Origin of the sequence: Sphingobium sp. LSP13-1-1.1 (genome assembly GCF_040676415.1) — a bacterium.
Taxonomy (GTDB): Bacteria; Pseudomonadota; Alphaproteobacteria; order Sphingomonadales; family Sphingomonadaceae; genus Sphingobium.
The window spans coordinates 128,119-139,671 of the sequence record NZ_JBEGHU010000002.1; the positions used below are offsets into that span (position 1 = coordinate 128,119).

The following is an 11,553-nucleotide window of genomic DNA, read 5'->3' on the forward strand; positions in this document are numbered from 1 at the left end:
ATCGCGTCTACTTCATTCGTCATTGGACACATCCTTTGGAAGCCGGTGAGATAAGACCATGCTGCTGCATGTCGGCGAGGTGCTTGTGCAGATACGCCTCCGTCAGGGCCGGTGGCGCTTCGCTGCCGTCGTTCCGCAGCGCGTGGGCGAAGGCCCCTCCCGCACGGACCTGGCTCCGTGTCATGGGCGCGGCGAAGGCGGAAAGAATCGGCAGGGCGCTGGACTGACGAGCCTGGGCGGGCAGGCGCTCCAGCCGTGCCTCAAGCTGCGCCAGCCATTCCGCATGGCTGCTTGCCCGATCGAGGGGGTAGCCGGCCGATTCGATCCAGTCGGCGACGCGATCGAGCGAGGCCGATCCCGTCTCTATCGAGGGAGCAACGTCGAAGCTGCGATAGCCTGGCTCGCCGGCCAGTGCGAGATCGACCATGGCGCGGGCGACATGGTCGACCGGCAAGCCTTCAAACCCCGCCGGGTCGGCGGCATCGGCATAGAAGGAAGGCGGGCGTACCCCCGCCAGCACGAGACTGGCCAGAAGGCGGATGAACAGGTCCGGGACGTTGATCTGCCCGACGAATCTTCGATGCGCCATCAGCATCCCGCACCGGAACACATTGACCGGCAGGCCGAACTGCTCATGCGCGTGGCGCAGCAGGACCTCGCCGGCCCATTTGCTGGCGGCATAGCCGACAGCATAGTCATCGCCGAGCGCAATCCGGGGCAGAGCGGCGCGTATGTCGGCCGTTTCCAGATCGGCCCCGCCGACGCCGGGCAATCCCGATACCGCCCGGGAAGAGACGAAGTCGATCGGTTTGATCCGCCCGGCAAGCGCCAGTTCGATAAGGGCGAGAGTCCCTGCCACATTGGGTTGGAACAGGTCCTTGTAGGACATGCGGTGGTTGACCAGTGCGCCGACATGGACGATCCGGTCCACCCGTTGGGCGAGATCGTCCCGAACGGCTGCATCGATGCCAAGGCCCCGCTCGCCCAGATCGGCGGCAATGACCTCGAGATGGTCGGCCGCAAGCTCGCTGAACCGCTTCGCAAGTTCGGCGTCATCAGCGCCGTAGGCGTCTTCCAGCCGGCGCCGCGCATCCGCCTCGTCCACGCCCCGGACCAGGGCGATCACCCTGCCGCCCAGCGGGGCGAGGCGCTCCAGCCATTCGAGCGTGACGAAACGGCCCAGAAATCCGTTCGCGCCGGTCACCAGCACCACGCGCGTCATGGCCGCATCCTTGGCGGGACTCGCGCCCTTGCCCACCCCGTCCGGCAACAGGCGCGCGGGGTCGAGGTCCGCAGCGTCAAGCACCTGCGCATTGTCGCCATGGACGGCGGCGAAGGTCAGGCTGTCCTCCTCCTGGCCGCCGCGAAGCATTTCGGCCCAGCGCCGCGGACCGCCGCTGGGGCTGAGGATGGCACTGGCTGAGATGGCGGTGCCAAAGACATCTTCCAGCAGCATGGACAGGGTGATCGCGTCGAAGGAATCGCCGCCAAGGTCAAGAAAGCTGGGGTTGCCCGACAAATCGATATCGTCACGCCCCAGCGTAGCACGCAGGGCAAGCGCGATGCGCTCCTCGATCGTCAGACCCGAGTCCGGATTGCGCAGCATCAGCACCTCTTCGCGCTGGCGCGCCGCAATGCCATCATAGAGCGATTCCAGGCGCTCCTGATATTTGCGGTTGAACGCGGCCCTGAGCGGCTTGCGAATGGTGGACAGCAGACCGCTTTCGATCGTGAAGGGTTCATCCTCGATGATGAAATCGCGCGGGATTTCGAACTTGCGCAGACCGGCCTTGTGCGCGGCCTCGGCCAGGCCGGCGTGAAGCAGGCTGCGCAGTTCCGTCTCGTCAGGGGCATGGCCCAGCCGCCCGGCCGCAAGGTCGCGGTCGGGCACGATCACCGCGACCAGATTGGGTCGGAACGAGGTGCCATAGAGATAGATCTGCCTGATCCAGGGAACCGACCCGGCATATTCGATCTCCAACTGGCTCAGCGCGACATATTCGCCCTGGGAAAGTTTCAGCACATTATTTCGCCGGTCGATCCAGACCAGTTCCTCGCCCTCGCGCAGTTCGAACACATCGCCGGTCAGGATCCAGCCATTCTCGTCGCGGATCCCGGCCGTGGCCTTGGCATCCTTGTAATAGCCGGGAATGGCGCTGCGCGTCTTGACTGCCAGTTCGCCGCGCGGCCAGGGGCGGTCGGTATTTGAATAGCCGAGCTCCGGCACGTCGCGCAGCTCGAAATCCGTGACGAAGCGGCGGTCGAGCCGGCCGTCGAAGGTCACGCCCGAGGTTTCGGTCGAGCCATAGCCTACGCATAGCGGAACGCCGAACGTATCCATGAAGAATTGGCGCAGCTCTCGCGATATCGGGGCGCCGCCGACCACTGCAAAGACCAGCCGGTCGCCCAGGAACGTCTTTGCCATGGCCTGGCGAACCGCGGTCTCCGCCTCGGTCCGGTCCTGGCCCCTGCTCACCCGGTGCAGGACCTCGCCAAGGAAATATTGGTAGATCTGCTCGATCACGCGAGGAAACAGGTTGAGGTGGGTCGGCCGGCTGATCCGCAGGTCGTCGAACAGCGAGGACATGTCGCTCTTCAGGGTGAAAAACACCGTCCCACCCTGGGCGAGGGTACGGAACACATGCGAGTAGCCGAGCGAGTGGTTCATCCCCGCGAAGATGAGCGCGATATTGGCCTGCGGCTTGTCCACCTGAAGGATCGGCAGGCGCACGATCGCCTCGCTGTAGATCGCCCCCTTGGGCTTGCCCGTGCTGCCCGATGTGTAGAGGATCGCCAGCATGGCATCCTGGCCAGCGGGATCCGCCGGGAGCGGTTCGAATGTCCGCTCCCGCCCAAAGGCGATCAGTTCGTCGATGGTGGCGAGGGCGATTGCGTGGCCGGCTTGGGCCAGGGCCGCGCGCGCGCGCGCGATGATTCCCGCATCCTCGTCGATGCGGAGATCGGCCGACAGCACGACGAAGCTGCGCAGGGAGGGCGTGGCGAGGGCGAAGGGGACCATCCGCTCCACATCGCGGATGTCGACCAGCATCGCCGCCGGCGCAATCTCGTCCAGGATCGTGCGGGTGTCCTCCGCCGCCTGGGACGCCAGCAGGGGCACGTGCACCGCCTGGGCGAAGATCGCCGCGAGTATGCCGGTGGTGATGTCAATTCCCGGCTGGCCGAACAGCGCAACGAATTCACCCGGCCGGACGATGTGCTCGTCATGCCGTCGCCAGGCTGTGGCAAGTCCGGTCACCCTTTGCCCAAGTTCGGCATAGCTGATCGTGGAGAACGCATCGAGATAGTCGCGCACCCGCGTGGCTTCTTCCGTCTCCACCATGCGCCAGGCGCGCTCGCCCAGCGCGGGATGATTGGCATAGGCATCGAACAGCAGCGAATAGGCCTGGGTCAGCGGAAATCCTGGCTGGACGATCGCAGCTGTGACGCGATCGTCAGGCTGGATAGCCCGGAGCTGCTCATCGACTGGCGGGCTCTCCCCGGGAAGGGTTGCCACGTCCGCCCATTCGTCCACCTCTTGGGTCATCCTCTTCTCCTCTTGGGCCGACTGAAGGCGGCCCCTTTGTGAAGCATTCACTTCCTTTCATGTCAAGACGCAGACTGGACTATACGCCCGTGCCGGAATAACTGGACCAGGGGATGGCCCGCATATTCAGGCATTTTTCCAAGGTTTCCGAGCCGTCGAGACGAAGGCCGAAGCAGGAAAAAAGCTATTGGAAGGACGTGAATGCATGAATCTTCGACCTTCAACAGCCGGTGAACCGCCAGCCACAGCACGGCGGCGTCGAAGGCCAACGGAAGAGGTTCGCGCCCTTATCCTGGCCGCCGCACGTTCGGAATTCGCTGAAAAAGGAATGGCCGGGGCGAAGACGCGGAAAATTGCGGAGCTGGCAGGTATATCCGAGCGGCTTCTGTTCAAATACTTCGTCAACAAGGCTCAATTATTTAGAATATCGATAGTGGAGCCTTTTCGTGACAAGATAAATGACCTGCATGCCGAACTGGATTCGATGGCGCCGGATATCAGGGAAAGGAACTTGCACGGCGCGCAGGAAACCTATCTTTTCCTCAGCAAGAATAGCGACCTTTTGAAGGCCTTGATAAAATCGAGCGAAATTGGTCGTGAGATAGGATATAGCCTGTCGGATTTATTATCCGGATCGGCCGACAGAATTCGGGAGCAGCACGTCAATTCTCAAACGGTCCCGATAGTCGAGCCGGGACGGGCAGTTCGTTATGCCTTTGCAATGGTGGCCGGTTCCGTCCTTCTGCACGACTGGCTATACCCGGATTCCGAGATCGGAACCGAGAATGACATGGCGTCAGTGACTGCAATCATACACAAGATTCTTCATCCGAACCTCTAATACCAAGTCCTCACCTGTCATCCATTCGTTATGGCGAAATTTCTACTATTGGCGTCATTCCCCCCGCCGCGGCCGCCGCGAATGTCGCCGGTGAGTAGCCAAGTGCAGATCTTCGCCCCCGCGAACACCGCATCCCAATTGCCTCGGCAGGGCCAACGAATATGCGCAACTCGTCGAAAGCCTCATCCCACCGGGAACGCGGATCACGGTTCCGGCAGGTTCCATGCTGTTTGCGGTCGACCTGAACCGACCGACCCACGATAATCTAGCGCCGGCGATAGCGGCGGCGGCTGTCGGCCTTGGCCGGGCTTGTTCCCTCGTTACTGCACGTTTGCCCAGCGAAAAGCAGTACCTGGCGTTTCCCTCTCCGCCTCCGGCCGCGGCACTTCTAACCAAGATGTCCGGCGATCGCCCGAATCATGAGTTATCGCCATTCATCATTATGTTACAGTATTATGACATTGGTGAGACAATGCAGTATGTCACTGTTTTAATGCAAAAAAAATATAGAACCGGAGCCTGAAGCGGTCTTGTTATGGTGTCATGATTCTGCAATATTCATCGCGATAATAGAAAGATTTTTTTGGAGAATATCGATGAGGAAGGTGGCGGCGATTCTTGTCCTGGCCTTGGCGGCACAAGTCTCGACTACGGCATTTGCTGCTGATGAGACGATTGTCGTGGGTGTTTCTGATCGTGGTCTTGCATCGGCAGCGCTGCTTTCAGGCGATTACCGTGATGCGGCCCGTCGCTTGGAGTCGCTGCGTTCTGATTTTGCTGATGATCCGGCGCGTCTCATCAATCTTGGGAATGCTTATGCTGGCATGGGCAGACTCAAGTCCGCGCGAAATGCTTATCAAGCCGCTAGCTTCGCGCCGGACACCGTTCTGATTACGGCGGATGGGCGGCAAAGCTATTCGCGCGAAATTGCGCGTAATGCTATGCGGCGTCTGAAGACGAATTTCGCCATGCGTTGAGTCAACTGGCAAGGCGCGCCTATTTCGCAGTGGCGCGCATGTTTCATAGAAGCCACTTGGCGCTGAGTTGATCGAGCGTCATAAAGTTGTCATCTTAATTTCTCTGATCTGTCATTTCGGTGAAACCTCCTTGTCTTTTATGACGCCTAGGTGCTCCAGCCAGGGCGACAGGGGGCGTTGTCCGATTCGTTTTCCCCTTGCGCTCCGCAACCAATTTTAAACCGGCTCAAGCCGGAGCGGAGACCTCATGGCCAAGCATAACCGTTTTCACACCCTTTTAATGGCGAGCTGTGCGTGCGCCGCACTGAGCGCCTGTGGCGCCGATGATATCGCTTCGCCTGGTACCGGCGGTAATGTGATCATCAACCCGACGCCCACGCCCACGCCGACGCCGACTCCCACCCCGACTGCGATCACAGCTGCCGCTGGCTGTCCGACAATCGCCGATCCCAAAGGGCTGGCTGACGAAGGCACCATTTCCGGTTCCAATGGCGATACCTGGCGCGTCTGCACGCTGCCTTCGATCATCGCTAAAAGCATCACCTTGCCGAAGATCGCCGGGCTCGTCTATCAGATCAAGGGCCGCGTCGATGTCGGCTGCGATAGCGGTTTCGCGGCGCCAACCACATCAGCGCCGCTCACCAGTTCGACCGTCGGTTGCACTGCGGCCAATGGCTTCTCGTTGACCGGTGGTCAGCTGACCGCCGATACCAATGTAACGTTGACCATTGATCCTGGCGTCGTTCTTTATGGTGGCACCGGCACTAGCTGGCTGGCCGTCAACCGTGGCAACAAGATCAATGCAGTCGGCACTGCGAGCTTGCCGATTGTCTTCACCAGTCGTGACAATCTCAACGGTAACACCACCGAAAACTCGATCGGTCAGTGGGGCGGCGTTGTTCTGCTCGGCCGTGCGCGTACCACTGACTGCAACAGCGGCTCGGTCGCTGCCGACACTTGCGAACGTCAGACGGAAGGCTCGGCCGATCCGGCAACTTTCGGCGGTCGTGACGACGCCTATAATGCGGGCACCATGAAATATGTGCAGATCCGCTATTCGGGCTATGTGCTTGGCGCCAATACCGAACTCCAGGCGCTGACCGGGGAAGGCATCGGCAGCGGCACCACGCTGGACTATATCCAAAGCTTCAATAGCTCGGACGATGGCGCGGAATTCTTCGGTGGCACCGTGCGAATGAAGCACTATATCGCGGCCGGGGCGGACGATGACAGCCTCGACGCCGACACGGGCATCCAAGGGCGTTTCCAGTACGTTCTGTTGGTGCAACGCCCAGGCCAGGGCGACGCTCTGATGGAAATCGACAGCAATGGCCTGGAAAGCGACACGCCGCGGCAGAACACGATTGTGGCGAACTTCACAGCGCTTCAGCCCAATGTCAGCAGCAATAATGAAGCTAATGACCAGGCGTCCATTCTGAACCGCGGGAATAGTGACCTGACGCTGGTCAACGGCATTGTCGCCACCCCGAATAATGAGTGCGTCCGCTTGCACGGCACCGGGACGGCTTCCACCCGCGCTACGCTGACGGCCCGTTCGGTTCTACTGCAGTGCAATGCGACGAAGTTCATCGGTTCGGGCAGCGGTTCGACCGCCTACACCGCAGCCGACGTCGCGTCGCTCTTCACCGGCAACAACAACAATGTGTCCTATACCTCGTCGCTAAGCGCCGTGTTCATCAACGGAACGAACGAAACGACGGGCGTAACCGCGACCGACGCGAAGACACTGGACGCCTTCTTCGACACGACGACCTATGTCGGCGCGGTCAAGGATGCGAACGACACCTGGTTCGCGGGCTGGACCTGCAACTCGGCCTTCGCGCCGTTCGACAACACGAGCACCGCTCGCCGCGCCTGCACCTCGGTGCCGCTGTAAAACCGGCCTGAGCTAATGCGGGGCGGGATGAGGTCTTCACTGGCCGCATCCCGCCCCGATGCTTGCACTTGATAAAATTAGGGGACTTCCGATGGCGACGCCGCTCAACTTCGCGGGCCTGCTGCTTCTTTCTTCCGCGCTGGTTGCGCCGGCTGCTCTAGCGCAGGAAGCGACCGCGCCCGCCGATGCCACCATCAGCCAACCGGAATCGGCCGATCCGGCGGAACAGCCCGGCCGTTCCGCCGCCGAGGCGACGCCCGACGTTTCGATCCCCGGTTCGGACATCATTGTGACTGGGCGGCGCGGCTCCAACATCCAGAAGAGCGTCCCAGCCGTGGTGTCCATCCTGTCCTCGGCGGACATCGCGCGCACGGGCGACGGCAATATCGCGGGTGCGCTTGGCCGCGTGACCGGCATGTCCGTGGTCGGCAACGGCTTTGTCTATGTCCGCGGCCTTGGCGATCGCTATTCGCTTGCGCTGCTCAACGGTTCGCCCTTGCCGAGCCCCGAGCCGCTGAAGCGCGTCGTCCCGCTGGACCTGTTCCCGACCAATATCGTTTCCTCCTCGCTGGTTCAGAAGAGCTATTCGGCCAACTATCCCGGCGAGTTCGGCGGCGGTGTCATCAACCTGACCACGACCGTCATCCCGGCAGAAAGCTTCGTGACGATCAGCGGCGGCATTGGCGCCAATGACGAAAGCAGCTTCCAGCCGGGCTACAGCTACTTTGGCAGCAAAAGCGACTGGACCGGTTTCGACAACGGCAGCCGCGATCTGCCACCGGCACTTGCAGCTTTTTTCCGCAGCGGTGAGCGCATCAGTTCGGGCAATGTCGATACGCCTCAAATTGCCGGCCAACTCGTTCGCTTCAGCAATGCGACGGTGCAGCGAATTTCCGATCTCGATCCCAATTATGCGGCAACGATCGCGGGCGGCACCTCGTTCGATCTGGGCGGTTCCACGCTCGGTGTGATCGCAACCGCTGGCTATAGCAACAAGTGGGTCGTACGCGACCAGCGTCAGCAGAATTCGATTACTCCGGACCTTTCCGCGCTCAACTCGGATTTTCAGCGAGTCACGACCGACAACCGCATCATCGTCAACGCCCTCATGGGCTTGGGACTGGAGTTTGGCGACAACAAGATTCGCTGGACGAACCTCTATATTCGCGACACGTTGAAGCATACTCGTCTCGGCATCGGCAATACACAGACCCAGCCGACCTCCGACATCATGGAGCAGGACACGGCCTGGTATGAGCGGCAGCTGATCGATACTCAGCTGGTGGGTGAATTCAAGTTCAGCCCCGAATTCAGTCTGGACGTGCGCGGCGGCTTCGCCAATTCGCAACGCGAGGCACCGGACGAACTGTCCTTTGAATATATTCGCACCAATTCGGATGCCGACCCCTTCGGCAACCTGTTTATCAACCGCCTGAATGGCAATACAGGTCAGACGGCCACCGTCAGCTATTCAGACCTCAATGAAGATCTATGGTCGGGTGGTTGGGATTTCACCTGGCGATCGTCACCGGCGCTGGGCGCGACGGTGGGCTACGCCTATGTCAGCACCAACCGCACCAGCTCGCGTCGCGACTTCCAGTTCCGCGCGTCGAGCGATATGCCCGAGGGCGTGGGGGTGTTGCGGCCCGATCTGCTGTTGGCGCCCGGGATCGTCGACTATTTCAATATCGGTTTGATTGAGACGAACGAAGGCAATCCGGCTTTCCGTGCGACACTGAAAAACCATGCGGGCTATGGCAAACTGAACTGGCAGATAACGCCGGAACTGTCGATTGATGCCGGCGTCCGCTATGAAACAGCAAAGCTAGCTGTCGCACCGTTACAGGTGTTCAGCACGCCTGGCGCCAGCACCGCCTCCACGCAGCTCAACAATGATTATTGGCTGCCCAGCGCGACGCTGACCTGGCAGGTTCAGGCAGACATGCAGGTTCGCCTGAACGCTTCCAAGACTATTGCTCGTCCGCAATTCCGCGAGTTGATCTATCAATTCTATTTCGATCCGGACAGCAACCGCCGGTACCAGGGCAACCCCCATTTGCAGGATAGCGAACTTTTCAACGCGGAAGCGCGCTACGAATGGTATTTCGCGCGCGATCAGCGTTTCTCGATTGCAGGCTTCTTCAAGAAGATCGACAAGCCGATCGAGACCTTCATCACACTCAACGGAGACAATTTCGTCACCAGCTTCGCCAATGCGCCAAAGGCAAATCTCTATGGGGGCGAAGTCGAGTTGCAGAAATATATCGACTTGTCGGGCGTAGGAAGCGATCCCTTTTTCGCCTCCCGCCGATTGGTTGCCATCGCCAACTATACCTATACCAAGTCCAAATTGAAGGTCGGCCCGAATGACGCCGTGGCGGTTTTCGGCGCGTCCTCGACTCTGGCGACCGACTATTTCCGAAACGGCGCATCGCTAACCGGGCAGTCGGACCATTTGGTGAATTTCCAGCTTGGCGTCGAGGATCAGGAAAGCCTCTCGCAGCAGACACTGATATTCTCCTATGCCAGCAAGCGCGTGACTAGCCGCGGCCTTGCCAATCAGAACCAGCCTGATGTTTATGAATATCCCGGCCTTAATCTGGACTTTGTCGCGCGACAGGGCTTGCGCGTGGCGGGTCGGCAGTTCGATGTGAAGTTTGAAGCCCGAAATATTCTCGGCAATAACTATAAGGAAACTCAGTCCAACGCGACTAACACCGTGATCTACAATAAATACCGTATCGGCCGAACCTTCAATTTTTCACTGTCGACCACTTTCTGATATTATTCGGTTTCTCATGGCGTGGCCGATCGGTGAGCGATCGGCCATAGCCTGTCAATCTTGTCTGCAAAGCGGCCTCCGTCGTGAGGCAAGCAACGCGGCTGGGAAAGGAAGTCGTCGTCCCTGCCCTGATGAGGGGCGGAGGGCGACCTACGCGGCCGAGCAGCTGCGCAAGCTGCATCGCTGTATTTCGACGCGCGGGGACGATGTCCTCCTCCTCCTTCAGATGTAATCAGCGCCAAGGCTTCTCCCGATACCATTTGGTGATGATGTGCTTGACGCCGCTGCGCACCTTCATGCCGTGGTGCAGGCTGGCCGGATTATATGCGCCTTCCCTTAGCCGGTTGTTCCAGGCGAGCAGCTTGCCGGCTTCGGGTTGCACCGTCTTGCCAATCTTGGGGAAGCGGGTCGCGCCACCCGCGCCGGGTTCATTGAGGTAGACCATCAGCGTCCAGGTGCGGTTGCCAGCAACTGAGCAATATTTGTCGAAGTCGGGACCGTCCGGTTCGAAATAATCGGTATGCGCCTTGAATTCCTGACCCACGGCATAGCGCTGGCCCTGGATGGGCTCTCCATAAATAGGATTGATGCCGGCGAAGTCGGCCAGCTTGGCGTCGATGGTGGCGATGAAGGAATCGCCGTCGTCAAGGTCGCATGTCTCACTGGTGCGGAAGGCGCTGTCGCCATTGGCGTCCGCTATGGTGGAGGGACGACGGCAGGCTTCGATCCGGTCAATCAGATCGGCGCATTCCTGCTGCGAGAGGAAGCCGCGCTGGATGAACAGGGTGAGGTCGCGACTGGGGACGCGCTGTACACGCGCATGTCCGGCGATCCATAGCGGGTCTGCGTCGGGCGCAGAGGGAGGCATGCAGTCGGCCATATTCTGTCCTGAAGATGGGTGCGCCATGGCGCGAAGTCGGATTTGCTATTGCCCGTCGCGCGAAATGCAAGCCTTGATAATTCCCGCAGGGTGATTGTCATCATACAACCGCAAAAATGTTATCTTATAGTAACAGAAATTACCGAGCACTATTTTGGCAGAAGAGTGATTGAACTTGGGATACGTGCGTCATAGCAGAAAGCTGGCCGGCTGAACGTCCACCGTAGCGTTGCCAAGCCCACTTCAGTAGTTCCCTCACTTCGTTCTTATCATCGGTACAATCGGCGCTGTCCCAATCGGAACAGTACGGCGCGGCGAGTCAATTGGCTGCATTCCAAAGGGTGCAAGCGCGCTATAGCGGGAGTTGAACACGGGACAGAACTTCCACACTTGCGGAGCCTCTGTGGTTAGAGGTTCATCATGCGAAGCAAGCCACCAACGATTGGGATGGAAAACCAGCTTTTGCAGCTTCATATGGCTAATGCCGCCGCTTTCTGCGCCATGTTCGGCAATTATATACTTTACTTAGCAGCGTGATTGAGCCATACCATTTGTATGGCAACGAACATCACAGACCCGATCTTTCACGATGAAGCCAAGGCGCTGGCTCATATTGAGGCTTCGCGCTGGAG

The 11,553-nt window shown here is 59.8% G+C and carries 7 protein-coding genes; 5 read left to right on the top strand and 2 right to left on the bottom strand.

The window, feature by feature from the left end; all coding sequences use genetic code 11:
• Positions 1-19 precede the first annotated feature (19 nt).
• A complete protein-coding gene (locus tag MRBLSP13_RS03450; RefSeq protein ID WP_363752723.1) occupies positions 20-3,544 on the bottom strand; it encodes a thioester reductase domain-containing protein in 3,525 nt (1,174 codons plus the stop codon).
• 205 nt (positions 3,545-3,749) lie between these two features.
• Here MRBLSP13_RS03450 and MRBLSP13_RS03455 point away from each other — a divergent pair, with 205 nt between their 5' ends.
• The 5 genes from MRBLSP13_RS03455 (at position 3,750) to MRBLSP13_RS03475 (ending at position 10,041) form a co-directional block, all read left to right on the top strand.
• Complete coding sequence (locus MRBLSP13_RS03455) at positions 3,750-4,385, top strand: TetR/AcrR family transcriptional regulator (RefSeq protein ID WP_133654896.1); 636 nt, start codon at positions 3,750-3,752, stop codon at positions 4,383-4,385.
• A 223-nt stretch (positions 4,386-4,608) separates the two neighbouring features.
• On the top strand, positions 4,609-4,908 hold the full coding sequence (locus MRBLSP13_RS03460; RefSeq protein ID WP_363752725.1) for a hypothetical protein: 300 nt from the start codon (positions 4,609-4,611) through the stop codon (positions 4,906-4,908).
• A gap of 73 nt (positions 4,909-4,981) precedes the next feature.
• A complete protein-coding gene (locus MRBLSP13_RS03465) occupies positions 4,982-5,362 on the top strand; it encodes a tetratricopeptide repeat protein (protein WP_363752727.1) in 381 nt (126 codons plus the stop codon).
• Between the two features lie 247 nt (positions 5,363-5,609).
• Positions 5,610-7,259, top strand: a complete 1,650-nt coding sequence (locus MRBLSP13_RS03470; RefSeq protein ID WP_363752730.1) for a hypothetical protein — start codon at positions 5,610-5,612, stop codon at positions 7,257-7,259.
• A gap of 91 nt (positions 7,260-7,350) precedes the next feature.
• Positions 7,351-10,041, top strand: a complete 2,691-nt coding sequence (locus tag MRBLSP13_RS03475; protein ID WP_363752732.1) for a TonB-dependent receptor domain-containing protein — start codon at positions 7,351-7,353, stop codon at positions 10,039-10,041.
• A 232-nt stretch (positions 10,042-10,273) separates the two neighbouring features.
• On the opposite strand, the gene MRBLSP13_RS03480 is transcribed toward MRBLSP13_RS03475, so the two are convergent.
• Complete coding sequence (locus tag MRBLSP13_RS03480) at positions 10,274-10,921, bottom strand: prolyl hydroxylase family protein (RefSeq protein ID WP_363752734.1); 648 nt, start codon at positions 10,919-10,921, stop codon at positions 10,274-10,276.
• Positions 10,922-11,553 lie beyond the last annotated feature (632 nt).

Bases quoted from the DNA above. Each gene is read 5' to 3' on its own strand.
- MRBLSP13_RS03450 (WP_363752723.1), bottom strand. From the start codon at position 3,544: ATGACCCAAGAGGTGGACGAATGGGCGGACGTGGCAACCCTTCCCGGG.
- MRBLSP13_RS03470 (WP_363752730.1), top strand. From the start codon at position 5,610: ATGGCCAAGCATAACCGTTTTCACACCCTTTTAATGGCGAGCTGTGCG.
- MRBLSP13_RS03455 (WP_133654896.1), top strand. From the start codon at position 3,750: ATGAATCTTCGACCTTCAACAGCCGGTGAACCGCCAGCCACAGCACGG.
- MRBLSP13_RS03460 (WP_363752725.1), top strand. From the start codon at position 4,609: ATGCTGTTTGCGGTCGACCTGAACCGACCGACCCACGATAATCTAGCG.
- MRBLSP13_RS03475 (WP_363752732.1), top strand. From the start codon at position 7,351: ATGGCGACGCCGCTCAACTTCGCGGGCCTGCTGCTTCTTTCTTCCGCG.
- MRBLSP13_RS03480 (WP_363752734.1), bottom strand. From the start codon at position 10,921: ATGGCCGACTGCATGCCTCCCTCTGCGCCCGACGCAGACCCGCTATGG.
- MRBLSP13_RS03465 (WP_363752727.1), top strand. From the start codon at position 4,982: ATGAGGAAGGTGGCGGCGATTCTTGTCCTGGCCTTGGCGGCACAAGTC.